The following is a 19911-nucleotide window of genomic DNA, read 5'->3' as shown; positions in this document are numbered from 1 at the left end:
GGGTAAATCGGCAAGGATGCCGATTTAGCCGCGCCGGGCCATGGATGGCCCGTCGCGGCGGCCCGCGGAACCGGGCCGGAGTGCGGGCATGCCGAGCCTAGGCGAGGCACCGAGTGGTGGGGCAAAGACCTTTTGGTTACTTTTGGGGCGTTTGCCAAAAGTGACCCGCTGTAAGAGCGGAACCATAGGTGGCCGTTACCTAAATAACGGATATGTACACATACCCAGAAACAATTCCCCCCGCACTCCGCCGCTACCAAAACTGTTCCCATGACGCGCACGTAACCCCCGCCTGTGACCTTTCTCTACGGCAAGGTGCCATCACCGCAAATGCAGTTACCCGCCTACACACTTAAACTCGGAAAAATCACGCACCTTTTTCGCGCATGCATTTCCTACACTGCCCTTTCCTGGATCAGAATCCACGGCGAAACCACCACCGCCCACAAACTCGGCTCCCGCTCAACCAGGTCCAATGCCCGCGTCGCAGACACCTCGCCAAGACTCCCCGCAGCCAGCCAGGCAGCGACTTTCTCACGGTTGTCCTCAGCCATGCCCTCGGCGGCCTCGATCAAATCCAGCCCGGCGTCGACCCACAATAGGGCACCCTTGGCAAAGAACGGCTCAAGCTCCTTCCAGGAAATTTCGGCAGTTTCACCAAGCAGCTTGGCATAGAGGGTGCTAGGTTCTTGCGTCATGGGAGTTCACCTGAAGAAAAAATCGGCGCAATCATACCGTCGAGCCCCAGGCAGAAAAACCCAGTTGCAAATGAGGCACCGAACGAAAGTGTCAGGAAAGCCAAGGATTGCCCGAAACTCTGGCATCACCCCGCCGCAATTCTGTCTTTTTCTTTCATTTAAGCGACATACCCGGGTTTTGCCCCCAGCAGCCAGCTTTTCAAGCGATCAACCGGCGCTCTACACTGTACCGGTACAGTTGCCAGGCCGCTGCCGGGGGATATCCGAGATATCTGATCCGGTTCTGCAGCTCACAAGGCCGCTAGAACTATAAAAAATACAACAGTAAGAGTGGAGCACTATGAATAAGGCTACTAAGCAGATTTCCAAACTGTTTGCCGCTATGGTCCTGGCCGGGGTTGCCAGCCATTCGTTCGCAGCTGACACCATCAAGATCGGTATTGCCGGCCCTAAAACCGGCCCTGTGACCCAGTACGGCGACATGCAGTTCATGGGTGCCAAGCAGGCCATCGCCGACATCAACGCCAAGGGCGGCGTAGATGGCAAAATGCTCGAAGCCAAGGAATACGACGACGCTTGCGATCCAAAACAAGCCGTGGCCGTAGCCAACAAAGTGGTCAACGACGGCGTCAAGTTCGTGGTCGGTCACCTTTGCTCCAGCTCCACTCAGCCAGCATCCGACATCTACGAAGACGAAGGCGTGATCATGATCACCCCGGCTGCCACCAGCCCGGAAATCACGTCCCGTGGCTACAAGCTGGTCTTCCGCACCATCGGCCTGGACAGCGCCCAGGGCCCTGCCGCCGGTAACTACATCGCCGACCACGTGAAGCCGAAAGTCGTAGCCGTTATCCACGACAAACAGCAATACGGTGAAGGCATCGCCACCGCCGTTAAACAAACCCTCGAGAAGAAAGGCGTGAAAGTTGCCCTCTTCGAAGGCATCAACGCTGGCGACAAAGACTTCGGTTCGCTGATCCAGAAGCTCAAGCAAGCCAACGTCGACTTCGTCTACTACGGCGGCTACCACCCTGAGCTGGGCCTGATCCTGCGCCAAGCCAAGGAAAAAGGCGTGAACGCCAAGTTCATGGGCCCTGAAGGCGTCGGCAACGACTCCATCTCGCAAATCGCCCAGAACGCTTCCGAAGGCCTGCTGGTTACCCTGCCGAAATCCTTCGACACCGATCCTGCCAACAAGGCAATCGTTGAAGAGTTCACCAAGAACAAGCAGGACCCAACCGGTCCGTTCGTGTTCCCGGCCTACTCGGCTGTTGAAGTGATCGCCGGCGGTATCGCTGCCGCGAAGAGCGAAGACACCGCCAAGGTAGCAGCGGCCATCCACGCCGGTACCTTCAAGACCCCGACCGGCGACCTGAGCTTCGACGCCAAGGGCGACCTGAAGGACTTCAAGTTCGTGGTCTACGAATGGCACTTCGGCAAACCAAAAACCGAAGTTTCCCCTCAGTAAGCCAGGCGTTACTGGTCAACAAGCCCACTGTGCAAGCAGTGGGCTTTGTTTTACGAGGTTTATGGGCCTGTCACCCGCGATCCGGGCGCTGGCTCACCTGAAAATCTTAAAACCGTCACCAGCGGTTCGCTGGCAAACGCTTTGTGCAACCTGATCACAGAACAGGGCACCGAGCCGGAAATTGACTCCACCAGTGAAATGCGTATCGGGTTTTTAGGAGCGCTGTAATGCCTGAGATCTATCATTTTTTCCAAACGCTGGTTAACGGCATGACCGTTGGCAGCACCTATGCCTTGATAGCCATTGGCTACACAATGGTTTACGGCATCATTGGAATGATTAACTTCGCCCATGGCGAGGTGTACATGATTGGTTCCTACGTGGCCTTCATCGCCCTTGCCGGGCTGGCCATGCTGGGTATCCATTCCCTGCCGCTGTTGATGACCGCCGCATTCCTGGCGTCCATCGTCGTAACCAGTGCCTATGGCTACAGTATCGAACGCGTTGCGTACCGCCCCTTGCGTGGCAGCAACCGCTTGATCCCGCTGATCTCTGCGATCGGCATGTCGATTTTCCTGCAGAACACCGTATTGCTGTCCCAGGACTCCAAGGACAAATCCATTCCCAACCTGATCCCGGGGAGCATCTCCTTCGGCCCAGGCGGCGCACAGGAAGTGCTGATTTCCTATATGCAGATCCTGGTCTTCGTCGTCACCCTGGTGGCGATGCTCGGCCTGACCCTGTTCATCTCCCGCTCCCGTCTGGGGCGCGCCTGCCGGGCCTGCGCCGAAGACATCAAGATGGCCAACCTGTTGGGCATCAACACCAACAACATCATCGCCCTGACCTTCGTCATCGGTGCCGCACTGGCGGCTATCGCTGCCGTGTTGCTGAGCATGCAGTACGGCGTGATCAACCCCAACGCCGGTTTCCTGGTGGGCCTCAAGGCCTTCACCGCGGCGGTATTGGGCGGCATCGGCAGCATTCCGGGCGCGATGCTCGGCGGGCTGGTGCTGGGTGTGGCTGAAGCCTTTGGCGCCGACGTATTCGGTGACCAGTACAAGGACGTGGTGGCATTCGGTCTATTGGTTCTGGTGCTGTTGTTCCGGCCGACCGGCATTCTGGGCCGTCCGGAGGTTGAGAAAGTATGAGCAGATATCTTAAATCGGCGTTTTTCAGCGCCTTGCTGGTCTGGGCCGTGGCCTTCCCGGTACTCGGGCTCAAGTTGAGCATTGTCGGGATCAACCTTGAAGTGCATGGCACCGGTCCCGTGACGTTGACCATCATTGCCCTGTGCTCGGTGTTGATGTTCCTGCGCGTGCTGTTCACTCAGCAGGTCGGGGCACTCCTCAAGTCCAACCGTGGCCCGTTGGTATCGCCCAAGGTCAGCCAGTTCCTGACCCTGCCGCGCACCCAGCGCTACATCATCATCGGCCTGATCGTGGCCGCGTTGATCTGGCCGTTCTTCGGCTCCCGTGGTGCGGTGGATATCGCGACGCTGATCCTGATCTACGTGTTGCTGGGCCTGGGCCTGAACATCGTGGTGGGTCTGGCCGGCTTGCTCGACCTGGGCTACGTGGGCTTCTACGCGGTGGGTGCCTACACCTACGCGCTGCTCTCGCATTACCTGGGCTGGGGCTTCTGGATCTGCCTGCCACTGGCCGGCATGGCGGCGGCCACATTTGGCTTCCTGCTGGGCTTCCCGGTACTGCGCTTGCGCGGTGACTACCTGGCGATCGTGACCCTGGGCTTCGGTGAAATCATCCGTCTGTTCCTGCGTAACCTCACCGATATCACCGGCGGGCCCAATGGCATCAGCAGCATTCCCAAGCCAACGTTCTTCGGGCTGACGTTCGACCGCACCGCGGCCGAAGGCATGCAGACGTTCCACGAGTACTTCGGGATCGACTACAACCCGGTGAGCAAAGTGGTGTTCCTGTACCTGGTGGCCCTGCTGCTGGCACTGGCGGCGCTGTTCGTGATCAACCGCCTGCTGCGCATGCCGATCGGTCGCGCGTGGGAAGCGTTGCGCGAAGATGAAATCGCCTGCCGTGCACTAGGCATGAACCCGACCGTCATCAAGCTTTCGGCATTCACCCTCGGGGCCACCTTCGCCGGTTTTGCCGGCAGCTTCTTCGCCGCGCGCCAAGGCCTGGTGACCCCGGAGTCGTTCACCTTCATCGAGTCGGCAATCATCCTCGCCATCGTGGTACTGGGCGGCATGGGCTCGCAGCTGGGCGTGATCCTCGCGGCGATCGTGATGATCCTGCTGCCGGAAATGATGCGTGAATTCAGCGAATACCGCATGTTGATGTTCGGCGCCATGATGGTGCTGATGATGATCTGGCGACCTCAAGGCCTGCTGCCCATGCAACGTCCCCACATGGAGCTGCGCAAATGAGCCGCGAGATCCTGAAAGTCGAAAACTTGAGCATGCGCTTCGGCGGTTTGCTGGCGGTCAACGGCGTGGCCCTGACCGTTCAAGAGAAACAAGTCGTGGCCCTGATCGGCCCCAACGGCGCCGGCAAGACCACGGTGTTCAACTGCCTGACCGGCTTCTACAAGCCGGCTGGCGGCACCATCCTGCTGGACGGCCAGCCGATCCAGGGCCTGGCCGGCCACGAGATCGCCCGCAAGGGCGTGGTGCGGACCTTCCAGAACGTGCGGTTGTTCAAGGACATGACGGCGGTCGAGAACCTGTTGATCGCCCAGCATCGCCACCTGAACACCAACTTCTTTGCCGGCCTGTTCAAGACGCCGTCGTTCCGCAAGAGCGAGCGCGAGGCCATGGAATATGCAGCGTACTGGCTGGACAAGGTCAACCTCACCGAGTTTGCCAACCGTCCTGCCGGCACCCTGGCCTACGGTCAGCAACGGCGCCTGGAAATCGCCCGCTGCATGATGACCCGCCCGCGGATCCTCATGCTCGACGAACCGGCCGCCGGCTTGAACCCCAAGGAAACCGAAGACCTCAAGGCGCTGATCAGTGTGCTGCGTGAAGAAAACAACGCCACCGTGCTGCTGATCGAACACGACATGAAACTGGTCATGAGCATTTCCGACCATATCGTCGTGATCAACCAGGGCACGCCACTGGCCGACGGTACGCCGGAGCAGATCCGCGACAACCCGGAAGTGATCAAAGCCTATTTGGGGGAAGCGTAAAATGCTGCAATTCGAAAACGTTTCCACTTTCTACGGCAAGATCCAGGCGCTGCACAGCGTCAACGTGGAAGTGCGCCAGGGCGAAATCGTTACCCTGATCGGCGCCAACGGTGCCGGTAAATCCACGCTGCTGATGACCCTGTGCGGTTCGCCCCAGGCTCACAGCGGCAGCATCCGCTACATGGGTGAGGAGCTGGTGGGCCAGGCCTCCTCCGAGATCATGCGCAAGAGCATTGCCGTGGTTCCGGAAGGCCGCCGGGTATTTGCCCGCCTGACCGTGGAAGAGAACCTCGCCATGGGCGGGTTCTTCACCGACAAGGGCGATTACCAGGAGCAGATGGACAAGGTGCTGCACCTGTTCCCGCGGCTCAAGGAACGCTTCAGCCAGCGCGGCGGCACCATGTCCGGCGGCGAACAGCAAATGCTCGCCATCGGCCGCGCGCTGATGAGCAAGCCCAAGCTGTTGTTGCTGGATGAACCGTCTCTGGGGTTGGCGCCGATCATCATCCAGCAGATCTTCGACATCATCGAACAGCTGCGCAAGGACGGTGTGACGGTGTTCCTGGTGGAGCAGAACGCCAACCAGGCGCTGAAGATTGCCGACCGCGCCTACGTGCTGGAAAACGGCCGCGTGGTGATGCAGGGCAGCGGCGAACAACTGCTGACCGATCCGAAAGTACGTGAGGCTTATTTGGGCGGTTGATGCCCATCTGGTCAATGTATGAGCGGGCTTTTGTGGGAGCGGGCTTGCTCGCGAAGGCGGTGGATCAGCCAACTTGTTGGGTGACTGACCCACTGCCTTCGCGAGCAAGCCCGCTCCCACATTTGCTTGGTGTGAACCAAAGACTTTGGCGAAACCTGAAATTATTTTCCCCGGCTTTGTAACGAATCCCTTCCCCCTTTCTCTAGTGGTGTAAGCAGGCGAACATGCTTGCCAACCCAACCCACTGCTGGAGATACACCATGACTACCAAAACCCGCTCGCTGTCCGCCGCCACCCTCGTCCTGGCCCTGGGTTCGGCCCTGACCCTGTCCGCCCTGACCACCACCGCCCACGCCGCCGATGACATGCAGAAATGCTTCGGTGTAGCCGAAGCCGGCAAGAACGATTGCGCTGCAGGCGCCGGCACTTCCTGCGCGGGCACCTCGAAGGTCAAGGATCAGGCCAACGCCTGGAAACTGGTCCCGGCCGGTACCTGCCTGAAAACCCCAAGCACCACCTCGCCAACCGGCTTCGGCCAGGAAGCTGCCTTCACCGCCAAGTCCTGAAACCCTGCACAGCCTGAGTACTGACGATGACGCTCTCATTCACCCACTCCATCTCCCAGGCTCAGGCGCCCGGCCTCCCCCGTCGGGCCGGGCTGGGGCTCAAGAACGAGCACTTCAGTGAAGTGCTCGAGACGTCCCCCGATATCGGTTTTTTTGAAGTCCACGCCGAAAACTACATGGTGGCCGGCGGGCCTTTCCATCACTACCTGGGCTTGATCCGCGAACAGTACCCGCTGTCGCTGCACGGTGTAGGCCTGTCCATTGGCGGCGAAGGTCCGCTGAACGACGAGCACCTGGCGCGCTTGGCCACGCTGATCGAACGCTATCAACCCCACTCCTTTTCCGAACACCTGGCCTGGTCCAGCCACGGCCCGGTGTTTCTCAATGATTTGCTGCCGCTGGCGTATGACGATGAAACCCTGAAGCGGGTGTGCGAACACATCGACCAGGTACAAACCCGCCTGCAGCGGACCATGCTGCTGGAGAACCCGTCGACCTATCTGCAATTCCAGTGCTCCACCCTGGAAGAGACCGACTTCATCAGCGAAGCGATTCGCCGCACCGGCTGCGGGCTGCTGCTGGACGTGAACAATGTGTATGTGTCGTGCATCAACCATCAGCAAGACCCGCTGAAGTACATCGAGGCCTTGCCGTTGCACGCCGTGGGCGAGATTCACCTGGCAGGGTTTGCCGAAGACACCGACAGCCTCGGCGACCGTTTGCTGATTGACGATCACGGCGCCCCCATCGACAACGCGGTATGGCAGCTCTACCAGCACGTGCTCAGCCGCACCGGGCCGGTCGCCACGCTGATCGAGCGCGACAACCAGGTGCCGGCGTTCAGCGTGCTGCACGCTGAAGCACGCGAGGCCGACCGGTTTCTGCTGGAGGTGCGTGCATGAGCCGCCAGGACGTCTTTAGCCGCGCCCTGCTGTCCCCCGAGGAAAACTGCCCGCAAGGCTTGTTCAGCCGCAACGGCGCCGATCCGGCCGGTCGTTTTGCGGTGTATCGCAACAATGTCCATAGCTCGCTGATCAACGCGCTGGCCGCCGGCTACCCGGTCACCCTGCAACTGGTGGGCGATGAGTTTTTTCGGGCGATGGCCGGTGTGTATGTCCAGGGTTTCCCGCCGACAAGCCCTCTGATCAATGAATACGGCAGCGACCTGGCGGACTTTATCCAGGGCTTCGCGCCCGCCGCCAGCGTGCCTTACCTGGCTGATGTGGCGCGCCTGGAGCGATTGCGGGTGAGGGCCTACCACGCGGCAGACGCACAGCCACTGGATCAACAGGAGGTCATCGCCACCCTGCAACAACAGTCGGACCTGGGCGAACTGCGCCTGCAACTGCATCCATCCCTGGCCACCCTGAACTCGGCCTACGCCGTGGTGGCTTTATGGGCGGCGCATCAGACCGGCGAATCCCTCGCCACCCTCGACCCCTTCCATGCCCAAAGCGCGCTGGTACTACGCAATGGCCTGCACGTGCAGGTATTTCACATCGACAGCGGCTCAGCGACGTTTATCAACAGCCTGAACAACGGTTGGCCATTGGAAATGGCCGTGGCCTACGCCCTCGATGCGGCCGCCGAATTTGACCTGCACCAATGCCTGGCCCTGCTGATCGGTCACGGCGCAATCACCCACTTGCACACAGAACCCAAGGTATCGCCATGAACACCACCGCTCCCGGGCTGATCCAACGGATCATCCAGTGCTTCGAGAAAATCCCCTACAGCCTGATCGCCTTTGTCGCACGCTTCTCTATCGCGGCGGTGTTCTGGAAATCCGGACAGACCAAGGTCGAAGGCTTCGCCGTGGACCTGATCGGCGGCACGTTCCAACTGGGCTGGCCGCACTTGGCGCCGTCCACCCTGCCGCTGTTTCGCAGCGAATACCACGTGCCGCTGCTGTCTGCGGAAGTGGCGGCGCACATGGCTGCGTTCGCCGAGCATTTCTTCCCGGTGCTGATCCTCGTGGGGTTTGCCACGCGATTCTCGGCGCTGGCGCTGCTGGGCATGACCCTGACCATCCAGCTTTTCGTCTACCCGGACGCCTACCCGACCCACGGCACCTGGATCGCATTGCTGCTGCTGTTGATGGCCAAGGGGCCGGGCAGCTTCTCGATTGATCACCTGATCGCCCGGCGCTACCGCTAAAGGCGATCGAGGGCTTCGCCGCTGCGCTTGAACCAGCCCACCAGATAATCTGCGAGTACCTGGGTGCGGCGCGGCAGGCCGCCCTGATACGGATGGACCAGGTACATCGGCATGCTGCGGGTCTGATAATCCCGCAGGAGCCAGCGCAGGCGACCGTCAGCCAATTCCGCGTGCAGCACGTAGGACGGCAAGCGCGCGATGCCCGCCCCCACCAGTGCAGCCTTCTTCAACAAGTTGTAATGGTTGGAGGCAAAGGTCCCGGATACCCGAACCCGCAGCAGCTCATGCTGCTGGTGATACAGCCACTCTTCACGACCACTGTAGTGGCTGTTCAGCAGGCAGTTGTGGCCCACCAGTTCCGCCGGCGTCAGCGGCTCGCCGTGCTGTTCCAGGTAAGCCGGGCTGGCGCAGGTCATCTCGTGCCAGGCGAGCAACGGCTTGGCGACCAGACGCTCGTCGTTGGCGACCTCCGAACGTACCGCCAGGTCGAAGCCATCCCGCGCCAGGTCCCGGTACTGGTTGTTGAGTTCCAACTCGATCTGCACCTGTGGGTACTCCCGGGAAAACTCCAGCAACAGACCGTCGAAGAAGGTTTCGCCCAGGGACACCGGAACCGTCATACGCACCGGACCGACGAGATCATCCTTGAGCCTGGCCAATGCCTGACGTGCCCGCTCCACCTGGACCACCAACGCCTGGGCTTGCGGCAACAGCGCCGCACCCGCCGCCGTCAGGCTCAGGCGGCGGGTGGTGCGATGCAACAACACCACCGAAAACTGCGCTTCCAACTGGCTGATGCGCTTGGACAGTTGCCCTTTGCTGCAGCCCAGTTGCTGGGCCGCCAAGGTAAAGCTGCCGGCTTCGATCAACACGGCAAACGCGGCGAGGTCATCCATTTCGCTCATGGATTGTTTCCAATTGAAAACCAAAGGTTGCCTATTAGTGCACTTATCCGCGCAAAAAATCACTCTAGACTGAAACCTCACCTACACATCTGGAGGAAGGCACGATGAAAATCCTGTTGATTGGCGCAAGTGGTACCGTGGGTTCGGCGGTGAAGGCAGAACTGTCCCAACGGCATGAAGTGATCAGCATCGGTCGCAAAAGTGGCGACTTCCAGGTCGATATCAGCGACAGCGCCTCGATCCGCAAACTGTTCGAACAGACCGGCAAATTCGACGCACTGATCTGCGCCGCCGGCAGCGTCAACTTCGTGCCCCTGGGCGACATGAGCGAAACCGATTTTGACCTGGGCCTGCAAGACAAGCTGATGGGCCAGGTCAACCTGCTGCTGATTGGCCGCGAGTTCGCCAATGACGGCGCGTCGTTCACCTTCACCAGCGGCATTCTCAACCGCGATCCGATTCGCACCGGTGCTTCGGCTGCCCTGGTCAACGGCGCGCTGGATGCATTCGTGAAAGCCGCTGCGATCGAACTGCCCCGCGGCCTGCGCATCAACTCGGTCAGCCCTACCGTCCTGCTGGAAGCCATGGGCAGCTACGCGCCGTACTTCCGTGGGTACAAACCGGCTCCGGGTGCAGAAGTGGCGTTGGCCTACGCGAAAAGCGTGGAAGGCTTGCAGACCGGGCAGACGTTTATCGTTGGTTGACCAGCCTGAAAAGCCGTCACCGTTGAACCCAGGGCATCCATTTACGGAGCATGTCCTGGGGGACGGAAAACTGTATTTCTCGTGTGTTCAGCACACCCATTACAGTGGCGCCATCACTCACGTTGTAGCCGTCTACGTATGTCGAAACCTGCTTGTTGTAAGCCAGTAAAGTAATTGCAGCCGTGCGGGCCCTGGCCTCCGGGCTCAGCGTGACATTGACCGAAATAAAGTCCGGGCTACTGTCAGGCGTCCTCTTCACGGTGATCGAGATCTCGGTAAAGTCAGTGGCAGAGGAGTACTCCAGCCGCGCCGGTTCACTGCCCAGTGCAGAACCCGTCACCAGTAACAGCCCCCACAGATTCCATCGAATAGTCATCGCGGCTTTCCGAATAAAAGAGAAAGACGTTCCCATGACCGTTCACATCCCTCTATAGGAAAAGTCCCAGCAGGGATGATCGCCCCCGGCACACCTTATTCAACCTGTGTCCCGGGCTTGTGATGCACCGCCAGCCTGCGTAACGTGGCGGCACTTATCAGGAGACCCGATAATGCGTGCCGCCCGTACCCTAGCCTTGTTTGCCCTGCTGCCCCTGTTCGCCGCCTGCCAGATGTTCGATAACGAGCCGGCCAAGCCCTCTCTCGCCGGGATGACCCGCATGCAGGGCGAGTTGACGGCGCAGGGTGACAAACTGCTGTTCCAGCCCTGCAACGACAAACGCAACTACGTGGTCAACGACACCGGTGGCACCAGCATCCTGCAGGAGGCCGCCTCCCTGGCCGGCCAGCAAGGCGCACTGTTTGCCGACCTGCGTGGCAAGTTCTCCGGCGTCGCCAGCGGTACCCAGGGCACGGTGGACCTGCAACAGGTGTACCGTGTCGAGCGCTCGACCTCGGCCTGCGATGACCCGGACTTCAAGCGCATGATCCTGCGGGCCAACGGCCACAAGCCGGCCTGGGCGATGAACGTCACCGCCAAGGGCATGGTGCTGGAGCGTGAAGGCCAGCCACCCTTGGCCGTGCCGTATGTGGAAGAGCAATCGGGCGACGGACGGTTCAACCTGATGACCGAAGCGAATAACCAGCACATCGAACTGTGGGTGGCCCCGCAACGCTGTGTCGACAGCGCCAGCGGCAGCCTGCAGCACATGTCCGCCGAGCTTCGGGTCAACGGCCAGGTGCAACGCGGTTGCGCGTCGTTCGGCGGTTCGCGAGACGACTGATTGCGCCCTGCGCTGTTTTAGCATGACGGGAAACCGCTGTTGGGGCTTATAATCGCCGGTTTGCAAAACAGCCGGCCTCTTTGCCCGCCGCCTACCGGATTCCTGTCATGTTACGAATCACCGAACTCAAGCTGCCCATCGACCATCCCGAAGAAGACCTGCGGCCTGCCATTGTGCAACGCCTGGGCATCGCCAGTGATGACCTGCTCGATTTCACCCTGTTCAAACGCAGCTACGACGCCCGCAAGAAATCGTCGGAGCTGTGCTTCATCTACACCATCGACCTGGAAGTCAAAGGCGAGGCGGCCCTGCTGCTCAAGTTCGCCGACGACCGCAACGTCAACCCGGCGCCGGACATCAGCTACAAGGTCGTGGGCCATGCGCCGGAAGGCCTGACCGAGCGGCCGATCGTCGTCGGTTTTGGCCCGTGCGGGATCTTCGCCGGGCTGTTGCTGGCACAGATGGGTTTCAAGCCGATCATCCTCGAGCGCGGCCGCGAAGTGCGCCAGCGCACCAAGGACACCTGGGGCCTGTGGCGCAAGAATGTGCTGAACCCGGAATCCAACGTGCAGTTCGGTGAAGGCGGCGCCGGGACCTTCTCCGACGGCAAGCTCTATAGCCAGATCAAGGACCCGAAATTCCACGGTCGCAAGGTGCTGCACGAGTTCGTCAAGGCCGGTGCGCCAGACGAAATCCTCTACGTCAGCAAGCCGCACATCGGTACGTTTCGCCTGACCGGCGTCGTGGAAAACATGCGCCAGCAGATCATCGCCCTGGGCGGTGAAGTGCGCTTCGAGCAGCGGGTCACCGACGTGCTGATCGAAGACGGCCAGTTGAATGGCGTGGTGGTGGATGGCGGCGAGCAGATCCTGTCCAAGCACGTAATCCTGGCCCTCGGCCACAGCGCCCGCGATACCTTCCGCATGCTGCATGGCCGTGGCGTGTACATGGAAGCCAAGCCGTTCTCGGTGGGTTTCCGTATCGAACACCCGCAGTCGCTGATCGACGCTGCACGCCTGGGCAAGTACGCCGGCCACCCGAAACTCGGGGCCGCCGATTACAAACTGGTGCACCACGCCAAGAACGGCCGTTCGGTGTACAGCTTCTGCATGTGCCCGGGCGGCACCGTGGTCGCGGCGACATCAGAGCCGAACCGCGTAGTAACCAACGGCATGAGCCAGTACTCGCGTAACGAACGCAACGCCAATTCCGGGATCGTGGTGGGCATCACCCCGGAAGTGGATTACCCGGGCGGCCCGCTGGCCGGGATCGAGTTGCAGGAACGCCTGGAATCCCACGCGTTCATCCTCGGCGGCAGCAACTACGAAGCACCGGCGCAGTTGGTGGGTGATTTCATCGCCGGCAAGCCGTCCACCGCCATCGGTACCGTGGAGCCATCCTACAAGCCCGGCGTAGCCCTGGGTGACCTGGCGCTGGCGTTGCCGGAGTTTGCCATCGAAGCCATCCGCGAAGCGTTGCCGGCGTTCGAGAAGCAGATCAAGGGCTACTCGCTGCACGACGCGGTCCTGACCGGGATCGAGACCCGCACTTCTTCGCCGCTGCGGATTACCCGTAACGAGTCGATGCAGAGCCTGAACGTGAAAGGCCTGTTCCCGGCGGGCGAAGGTGCCGGTTATGCCGGTGGGATTTTGTCGGCGGGTGTCGACGGAATTCGGATTGCCGAGGCGCTGGCGCGGGATATGTTGGGCCTGGAGGCTTAACCACTGCGCTGAAAACGCAGCAGATCAAATGTGGGAGCGGGCTTGCTCGCGAATGCGGTGGATCAGCCGAATCATGTATTGGCTGACACTCCGCATTCGCGAGCAAGCCCGCTCCCACATTGATAATGCGGTGTTTTAGATATTGGCGCGCAGGATGCTTTCCGGCAACGGTTGCCCCCGCTCGACACTCGCCGCAACGGCCGCAATCAAACCCTCCAACTCATACCCCTGCCCTGCAAGCCAGGCCTGATCGTAATAGGTCGTGGCATAGCGCTCACCGCCGTCGCACAAGATCGCCACGATCGAGCCCGACTCCCCTGCCGCCTTCATCTGCTGCGCCGCGATCAATGCACCGATCAGGTTGGTGCCACTTGAGCCGCCTACTCGCCGCCCCAAGCGCTGCGCCAGGTAATGCATGGCCGCCAGGGACAGCGCATCCGGCACCTTGACCATCGCATCAATCACTTTCGGCAGGAACGACGCCTCAACCCGTGGCCGGCCAATACCTTCGATGCGCGAGCCACAGTCCAGGCGCAGGCTGGCGTCGCCGCTCAGGTAGTAGTCGAAAAACACCGAACGCTCCGCGTCCGCGCACAACACTCGGGTGCAGTGCTGGCGATAACGCACATAACGCCCCAACGTCGCCGTGGTGCCACCCGTGCCGGGGCTGGAAATCAGCCAACTCGGCTCCGGATAACGCTCAAAGCGCAGTTGCTGGAAGATCGATTCAGCGATGTTGTTGTTCGCGCGCCAGTCAGTGGCACGTTCGGCATAGGTGAACTGGTCCATGAAATGACCACCGCTTTCCTGCGCCAGGCGCTCGGATTCGGCGTAGATCTGCGTCGGATCCTGCACCAGATGGCTCTTGCCCCCGTAGAACGCGATCTGCGCAATCTTTTCCTGGGAAGTGGTGGCCGGCATCACCGCAATAAACGGCAAGCCCAACAGCCTGGCGAAGTACGCCTCGGAAATCGCCGTGGAACCGCTGGAGGCTTCGATCACCGGTGCACCGGGCTTGAGCCAGCCGTTGCACAACGCATAGAGGAACAACGAACGCGCCAACCGATGTTTCAGGCTGCCGGTGGGATGGCTGGACTCATCCTTGAAATACAACTCGATACCCGGCAAACCCTGCATTGGCAAGGGGATCAGGTGGGTGTCGGCGCTGCGCTGGAAGTCCGCTTCAATAATGCGAATGGCTTCGCGGGCCCATTGGCGGTTGTCGCTCATGATCGGTTTCTCTAAGGATTTCAGACCTGATCTTAGGATGTTTCCTACACTCCACACAGATACAGTCATGACTCAATTGGACACACAATTTTCGGGGTCTGGCGCGCAAGTGATCAGACCGATTCCTTATAACAAATAAGAATATAACTTTTGTTTTAACAACTAACGGTACGGGTTAGGGTACCCACCTATTGAACTTTGATTGGAGAGCATCCCTTGCCTCTGCGTAGCACTTTCACCCGTTTCTTCCAGCTGGAAGCCGCCAGCGGTCTGCTCCTGATCGCTGCTGCCGCTTTGGCGCTGATCATCAACAACTCACCGCTGTCGCACCTCTACGCGAGTTTTCTCGACGTGCCGGTGGTCGCACAAATCGGCGCCCTGAAAATCGCCAAGCCGGCGCTGCTGTGGATCAACGACGGCCTGATGGCCCTGTTCTTCCTGCTGATCGGCCTTGAGGTCAAACGCGAGTTGCTCGACGGCCAACTGTCCAAGCCTTCGCAAGTGGTACTGCCGGGAGCGGCAGCCATCGGCGGCATGGTCGTGCCGGCGCTGATCTATTGGGCGCTGAACAAGGACAACCCGGCCGCCCTGGGTGGCTGGGCAATCCCCATGGCCACCGACATTGCCTTCGCCCTGGGCGTATTGGCCCTGCTGGGCAAGCGCGTGCCGGTTTCGCTGAAGTTGTTTCTGATGACCCTGGCCATCATCGACGACCTTGGCGCGATCATCGTCATTGCACTCTTCTACTCCGCCGACCTGTCCGGCGCCTCGTTGGCCGGTGCAGCAGCGTGCCTGATCGCCTTGATTGCGATGAACCGGCTGGGTGTCGTCAAGCTGGGGCCCTACATGATTGTCGGGCTGATCCTGTGGGTCTGCGTGCTCAAGAGCGGCGTACACGCCACCCTCGCGGGCGTGACATTGGCGTTCTGCATCCCGCTGCGCACCAAAAACGCCGAACCATCGCCGCTGCTGACCCTGGAACACGCCCTGCATCCCTGGGTGGCCTACGCGATCCTGCCGCTGTTTGCCTTTGCCAATGCCGGCGTCTCGCTGGTGGGCGTCAACCTGGAAAGCTTCACCCACCACGTGCCAATGGGCATCGCCGCCGGCCTGCTGCTGGGCAAGACCGTTGGCGTACTGGGTTTCACCTGGGTCATGGTAAAAACCGGCCTTGCCGCACTGCCCGCCGGCGCCAACTGGGGCCAGGTGCTGGGCGTGGCGGTCCTGTGCGGCATCGGCTTCACCATGAGCCTGTTTGTCGGCTCCCTGGCGTTTGTGCCGGGCAGCAGTGAATACGCGGGTATGGACCGGATGGGCATCCTGACCGGGTCGATACTGGCGGCGCTGATCGGGTATGCAGTGACGGCGATGGCCAGTCGCAAGCAGGCGCTCGTACAAGCCTGACCGTTAAGAACAATCGCTCCCCCAACAAAAAACCCCAACCGGCCACCCGGTTGGGGTTTTTCTTTTCCTGCAACCTTACCCTTAACGAGTAACGCGGCTGGTTCCGTCCACCGTCATGATGCGGACGCGGTCGCCGATGCGGAAGATTTCGTTCTCTTGAACCGCCTGGACGTAGGCGCGCATGCTGCCATCATCTTCGCGGACGGTGATTTCAACACCCTGGGTGCGGGTCAGGCCTTCCTCGGTGGCCGAGCCCAGCAGGCCGCCGGCGACTGCGCCGATAACGGCGGTCACGATGCTGCCACGGCCGCCGCCGATGGCGCTGCCGCCAACGCCGCCGATGACTGCGCCCGCAGCGCCGCCGATTGGGGTCTTGGTGCCTTCGATTTTCACCGGACGCAGGGATTCGATGGTGCCCATGCGAACAGTCTGTACACGACGAGCTTCGTCACGGGAGTACGAGTCGCCGGTCAGACTCGAGGCGCAGCCACCCAGCAGCAGCGACAGGGTGGTAAAGCAGGCAACTAGTAAAACGGACTTACGCATAGCATCAACTCCAAAGGACAGGTATCCATTAAACCGCTGTGGCTTGCCGCCTGTCACGGCATGCCGGGCAGAAAATTGTTTTCATTCAGCCTTAGTACAGAGAACCTGTACCGAAAAACTCGACGAACGGTAGCGTTCCCACCTCCCTCAGGATCTTGATGGACGCTGTCATCATTGTAGCTAACGGCCGCATAACGCAGCGCAGCGCTACCCATCCAAGGCCTCTGACTAGAGACTTCGGCGTGCAGCGCTACATTCAGGCGAGGTGACGAAAGGTGGGCTCAGGGCGCCAGGCGCTCACGGGTCCAGTCGGCCCCCTGCAAGCGGAAGTTCAAGCGGTCGTGCAAACGACTCGCGCGGCCTTGCCAGAACTCGATGCGCTCCGGCAGCAGGCGGTAACCACCCCAGTGTTCGGGGCAATCAGGCTGGGTATCGCTGAAGCGTTGTTCGGTGGCCTTGAGCAGCGCCTGCAACTCTTCGCGGTCCCTGATTACCCGGCTTTGCGGTGAAGCCCAGGCACCCAGGCGGCTACCCAGGGGACGGACCTGGAAGTAAGCATCCGACTCCACGGGCGAGACCTTGACCACCCGACCTTCGATGCGCACCTGGCGCTCCAGGGTCGGCCAGAAGAAGGTCATGGCGGCAAACGGTCGCGCCGCGAGTTGTTCGCCCTTGGCGCTCTGATAATTGGTGAAGAAGGTAAAGCCCTGTGTATCCAGGCCCTTGAGCAGCAGAATCCGGCAGTGCGGGCGACCGTCCTGGTCCACCGTAGCCAGGGTCATGGCATTGGCCTCCACCGGTGGCTGTTCGGTTTTCACCGCGTCGGCGAACCACTGGTGGAACAAGGCAAACGGTTCATCCGGGGCCTGGGCCTCGCTCAAACCGTCCCGTGTGTAGTCACGGCGCATATCGGCCAGTGCCTGGGTCATGCGGCTTTATCCTTCTTGCTCAAATAATCAGTTCTTCGCCTGGTCGTTGGTAGCAGCTGGAGCGGCGGCCTTGGCAGGTGCTGGCTTTTTAGCAGCAGGCTTGGCCGGGGCCTTTTTGGCAGCCGGCTTGGCGGCAGCTTTCTTGGCGACGGTTTTTTTCGCCGGAGCGGCAGCTTTTTTGACCGGAGCAGCGGCTGGAGCAGGAACGTCCTGCACAGCGACCATTTCAGCCTTCGGCGGATTGGCCGAGTTGTACTTGCTCAACAAGGCCAGCATGGTGGTGCGCTGGGTGAACATGATTTCCATGCGACGGTTCAGGGCGCGGCCCTGGTTGCTGTCGTTGGCGGCACGCGGCATCAGGTCACCCATGCCACGCAGCATCAGGCGGTCCTGCTTCAGGCCGCTGAGGCTGAAGATCGAAGCGATGGACTGTGCACGTTCCTTGGTCAGGGCCTGGCTCACCGGCTCGGCACCCGAGGTATCTACATGGCCCAGGACCAGTACGGCAGTTTTCGGATCGCCTTCAACGGCCTTGGCAACACGGGTGAACGGACCCAGGGTCACCGGCAGCAACATCGCCGGGCGTTTCGGGTTGTAGGAGCCGTCAACCGGAGCAATCACCACCAATACGTTGTCGCGGCGTTCCAGTTGCAGGTTGCTGTCCTTGATCGCGAGACGCAGGCGTGGCTCGTAGTCGTCCAACCAGGCCTGGGTGATTTTTGGATCAGGCATCGGGATGTTGGCGACGTCGACCTTGGCCAATGGCTTTGGCTTGCTTTCGAACGGCCACCACCATTTGGTATCGGTATCCGTCTTGGCAACGGCAGGTGCAGCGGCCGGTGCATCAGCCGGGGCGCCGGAGGCAGGCGTTGCCGCCTTGAGGTCGGCCTTCAGGTCTGCCTTGGCGTCGTCGGCTTTCGACGAGAACGGCCACCAGCTAGAGCCGGTATCCGCCTTCGCAACCGGAGCAGGTGCAGCAGCGGCGGGTGCTACCGGCGCTGGCGCCTTGGCCGCTACCGCCGGCTTGGCATCCGGCTTGGTGTCGGCCTGGCTCACTGCGTCCTTGGTAGCAGCCTTATCGGAGCCAAATGACCACCAATGCCCGCCCTCGGCATCATTTTGTGGGGTTTGTGCACAGCCAGTAATAGTGAGGCATAGCGCCAGTGCCAAGGACTTGTTCGATAACATGAGATATCCACAAAATGAGAAAAAACCAGGGGCCTGAATGACCCGTTAAACAGACGCTTTTGGAACATTAAAGTTACAACATTTTGCCTAGCGTCTTTTTGTATGTGCCTTTGTAACAAAAAAACGCAAGACAGCAAGCTATTTACAGACAACCGGCCAATATTCTTACCAACTTTTGCGCCCGCGGGTCCATAAGTACATAAGGGCCCAATGTATTGGTCACGAAACCAAAGGCTACATCATGTTCCGGATCGGCAAACCCCACCGAACCACCGGCCCCGGGATGCCCAAAGGCCCGTGGGCCAAGGCCGAAAGTGGCGTTTGGCACGTGCGGTTGATCCAACATGCAACCCAGCCCGAACCGGGTTTGTGTCAATAAGGTTTTATCCGGGCCGATACTGTGTTCGCGGGTCAACTCTTCGAGCATATCGGCTTCCAGCAAACTACCGTCGAGCAGCCCACTATAAAAACCCGCCAGACTTCGCGCATTACCGTGACCATTTGCCGCTGGCTGCTGCATACGCCGCCATTCGGGTTTATTAGTGCTGGTCAGAATAGACGGTGGATTGGTAAATGCACGGGTAGTCATCGCCGTCGGCTCGCGCATCGTTACTTGAAGTAAACGTTGTGCCGCCTCATCGCCAACATTGCCCTTGCCACGGGCTATATGGGCAACTCGATAAAACTCTTCATCTGCCAACCCCACATGAAAATCCAGGCCCAGTGGCCGTGCAACCCGGGCCACGATGGACTCGCCCGGCCCACGACCGTCGGCGCGGCGCAGCAACTCGCCCACCAGCCAACCATAGGTAATCGCCGCATAACCGTGCCCTTCCCCGAGCTTCCACCATGGTGCTTCGGCGGCGAGGGCGTCGACCATCATCTGCCAGTCGTACAGGGCTTCGGCGGGCAGCGTTTCACGCAGGGCCGGCAACCCGGCCTGGTGGCAGAGCAGATGGCGCAGGGTGATGGCTTCCTTGCCCGCGGCAGCAAACTCCGGCCAGTACTTGGCGACCGGCGCATCCAGCTGCAACTTGCCTTCGGCCACCAGTTGCAGCGCCGTGACGGCCGTAAAGGTCTTGGTGCAGGAGAACAGATTGGCAATGGTGTCGCTTTGCCAGGCCTCGGCACCGTCCTTGTCGGCGGTACCGGCCCACAAGTCGACGACGGTTTCGCCGCCAATCTGGATGCACAGCGCGGCACCACGTTCCTGAGGGTCGTCGAACAGCGCGGCGAAGGCTTCACGCACCGCTTCGAATTGAAGCTCGTAATGACCCTGAATCTGCACCTAAGCCCCCTTGGAAAAG

The 19911-nt window shown here is 60.6% G+C and carries 22 protein-coding genes; 14 read left to right on the top strand and 8 right to left on the bottom strand.

Annotation, left to right across the window (positions count from 1 at the left end; all coding sequences use genetic code 11):
• Window positions 1-395 precede the first annotated feature (395 nt).
• On the bottom strand, window positions 396-698 hold the full coding sequence (locus HX815_RS30800) for a DUF2288 domain-containing protein (RefSeq protein ID WP_177029455.1): 303 nt from the start codon (window positions 696-698) through the stop codon (window positions 396-398).
• Between the two features lie 340 nt (window positions 699-1038).
• Between HX815_RS30800 and HX815_RS30795 the strand changes: the two genes are divergently transcribed.
• The 10 genes from HX815_RS30795 to HX815_RS30750 all read left to right on the top strand — a co-directional run bounded on the left by HX815_RS30795 (window position 1039) and on the right by HX815_RS30750 (window position 8757).
• Window positions 1039-2166, top strand: a complete 1128-nt coding sequence (locus HX815_RS30795) for a branched-chain amino acid ABC transporter substrate-binding protein (RefSeq protein WP_087693197.1) — start codon at window positions 1039-1041, stop codon at window positions 2164-2166.
• A gap of 45 nt (window positions 2167-2211) precedes the next feature.
• Window positions 2212-2394 (top strand): hypothetical protein, encoded by a 183-nt coding sequence (locus tag HX815_RS30790; protein WP_003211657.1) that lies wholly within the window; start codon window positions 2212-2214, stop codon window positions 2392-2394.
• Complete coding sequence (livH, locus tag HX815_RS30785; protein ID WP_003211659.1) at window positions 2394-3317, top strand: high-affinity branched-chain amino acid ABC transporter permease LivH; 924 nt, start codon at window positions 2394-2396, stop codon at window positions 3315-3317. The genes HX815_RS30790 and livH overlap by 1 nt, the downstream gene beginning before the upstream one ends.
• Window positions 3314-4567 (top strand): high-affinity branched-chain amino acid ABC transporter permease LivM, encoded by a 1254-nt coding sequence (locus HX815_RS30780; RefSeq protein WP_003211661.1) that lies wholly within the window; start codon window positions 3314-3316, stop codon window positions 4565-4567. Before livH ends, HX815_RS30780 begins: the two co-directional genes overlap by 4 nt.
• The gene (gene livG, locus HX815_RS30775) at window positions 4564-5331 is read left to right on the top strand and encodes a high-affinity branched-chain amino acid ABC transporter ATP-binding protein LivG (protein WP_003211663.1); all 768 of its coding nucleotides are present in this window, start codon (window positions 4564-4566) and stop codon (window positions 5329-5331) included. Before HX815_RS30780 ends, livG begins: the two co-directional genes overlap by 4 nt.
• 1 nt (window position 5332) lies before the next feature.
• Window positions 5333-6034 carry an ABC transporter ATP-binding protein gene (locus tag HX815_RS30770; RefSeq protein WP_003211664.1) on the top strand — a complete coding sequence of 234 codons (702 nt, stop codon included), beginning with the start codon at window positions 5333-5335 and terminating at the stop codon, window positions 6032-6034.
• Window positions 6035-6294: 260 nt separating this feature from the next.
• Window positions 6295-6600 (top strand): DUF2282 domain-containing protein, encoded by a 306-nt coding sequence (locus tag HX815_RS30765; RefSeq protein WP_177029454.1) that lies wholly within the window; start codon window positions 6295-6297, stop codon window positions 6598-6600.
• Between the two features lie 26 nt (window positions 6601-6626).
• Window positions 6627-7502, top strand: a complete 876-nt coding sequence (locus tag HX815_RS30760) for a DUF692 domain-containing protein (RefSeq protein ID WP_003211668.1) — start codon at window positions 6627-6629, stop codon at window positions 7500-7502.
• The gene (locus HX815_RS30755; RefSeq protein WP_003211670.1) at window positions 7499-8275 is read left to right on the top strand and encodes a DUF2063 domain-containing protein; all 777 of its coding nucleotides are present in this window, start codon (window positions 7499-7501) and stop codon (window positions 8273-8275) included. The genes HX815_RS30760 and HX815_RS30755 overlap by 4 nt, the downstream gene beginning before the upstream one ends.
• Entirely contained in the window at window positions 8272-8757 is a 486-nt protein-coding gene (locus tag HX815_RS30750) for a DoxX family protein (RefSeq protein ID WP_008432068.1), read from the top strand. Before HX815_RS30755 ends, HX815_RS30750 begins: the two co-directional genes overlap by 4 nt.
• Here HX815_RS30750 and HX815_RS30745 read toward each other — a convergent pair.
• The gene (locus tag HX815_RS30745; protein ID WP_003211675.1) at window positions 8754-9662 is read right to left on the bottom strand and encodes a LysR family transcriptional regulator; all 909 of its coding nucleotides are present in this window, start codon (window positions 9660-9662) and stop codon (window positions 8754-8756) included. The two genes, HX815_RS30750 and HX815_RS30745, sit on opposite strands and share 4 nt — an antisense overlap.
• A gap of 104 nt (window positions 9663-9766) precedes the next feature.
• On the opposite strand from HX815_RS30745, the gene HX815_RS30740 reads away from it, so the two are divergent.
• Window positions 9767-10366 (top strand): short chain dehydrogenase, encoded by a 600-nt coding sequence (locus HX815_RS30740; protein ID WP_003211677.1) that lies wholly within the window; start codon window positions 9767-9769, stop codon window positions 10364-10366.
• Between the two features lie 16 nt (window positions 10367-10382).
• Here HX815_RS30740 and HX815_RS30735 read toward each other — a convergent pair whose 3' ends face one another.
• Complete coding sequence (locus HX815_RS30735; protein ID WP_008432073.1) at window positions 10383-10778, bottom strand: hypothetical protein; 396 nt, start codon at window positions 10776-10778, stop codon at window positions 10383-10385.
• 136 nt (window positions 10779-10914) lie between these two features.
• Here HX815_RS30735 and HX815_RS30730 point away from each other — a divergent pair, with 136 nt between their 5' ends.
• Both HX815_RS30730 and HX815_RS30725 read left to right on the top strand, forming a co-directional pair.
• The gene (locus tag HX815_RS30730) at window positions 10915-11586 is read left to right on the top strand and encodes a COG3650 family protein (RefSeq protein ID WP_003211681.1); all 672 of its coding nucleotides are present in this window, start codon (window positions 10915-10917) and stop codon (window positions 11584-11586) included.
• Between the two features lie 107 nt (window positions 11587-11693).
• Window positions 11694-13307 (top strand): NAD(P)/FAD-dependent oxidoreductase, encoded by a 1614-nt coding sequence (locus HX815_RS30725; RefSeq protein WP_102368251.1) that lies wholly within the window; start codon window positions 11694-11696, stop codon window positions 13305-13307.
• Between the two features lie 135 nt (window positions 13308-13442).
• On the opposite strand, the gene HX815_RS30720 is transcribed toward HX815_RS30725, so the two are convergent.
• Window positions 13443-14540 carry a PLP-dependent cysteine synthase family protein gene (locus tag HX815_RS30720; protein WP_173406096.1) on the bottom strand — a complete coding sequence of 366 codons (1098 nt, stop codon included), beginning with the start codon at window positions 14538-14540 and terminating at the stop codon, window positions 13443-13445.
• Window positions 14541-14753: 213 nt separating this feature from the next.
• On the opposite strand from HX815_RS30720, the gene nhaA reads away from it, so the two are divergent.
• Window positions 14754-15941: a Na+/H+ antiporter NhaA gene (gene nhaA / locus HX815_RS30715; protein WP_177029453.1), complete on the top strand. Its 1188-nt coding sequence runs from the start codon at window positions 14754-14756 to the stop codon at window positions 15939-15941.
• Between the two features lie 81 nt (window positions 15942-16022).
• Here nhaA and HX815_RS30710 read toward each other — a convergent pair whose 3' ends face one another.
• From HX815_RS30710 to HX815_RS30695, 4 genes are all read right to left on the bottom strand, one after another.
• Complete coding sequence (locus tag HX815_RS30710) at window positions 16023-16487, bottom strand: glycine zipper 2TM domain-containing protein (protein WP_003189251.1); 465 nt, start codon at window positions 16485-16487, stop codon at window positions 16023-16025.
• Window positions 16488-16768: 281 nt separating this feature from the next.
• Complete coding sequence (gene pdxH / locus HX815_RS30705) at window positions 16769-17416, bottom strand: pyridoxamine 5'-phosphate oxidase (RefSeq protein ID WP_177029452.1); 648 nt, start codon at window positions 17414-17416, stop codon at window positions 16769-16771.
• 27 nt (window positions 17417-17443) lie between these two features.
• Window positions 17444-18604: an OmpA family protein gene (locus tag HX815_RS30700; protein WP_177021286.1), complete on the bottom strand. Its 1161-nt coding sequence runs from the start codon at window positions 18602-18604 to the stop codon at window positions 17444-17446.
• A 142-nt stretch (window positions 18605-18746) separates the two neighbouring features.
• Window positions 18747-19892 (bottom strand): serine hydrolase domain-containing protein, encoded by a 1146-nt coding sequence (locus HX815_RS30695; RefSeq protein WP_102368248.1) that lies wholly within the window; start codon window positions 19890-19892, stop codon window positions 18747-18749.
• Window positions 19893-19911 lie beyond the last annotated feature (19 nt).

Origin of the sequence: Pseudomonas sp. E6002, from assembly GCF_013385565.1 — a bacterium.
GTDB lineage: Bacteria > Pseudomonadota > Gammaproteobacteria > Pseudomonadales > Pseudomonadaceae > Aquipseudomonas.
The sequence above is the reverse complement of the archived record's forward strand: the minus strand, read 5'-3'. Positions and strand labels throughout refer to the sequence as shown.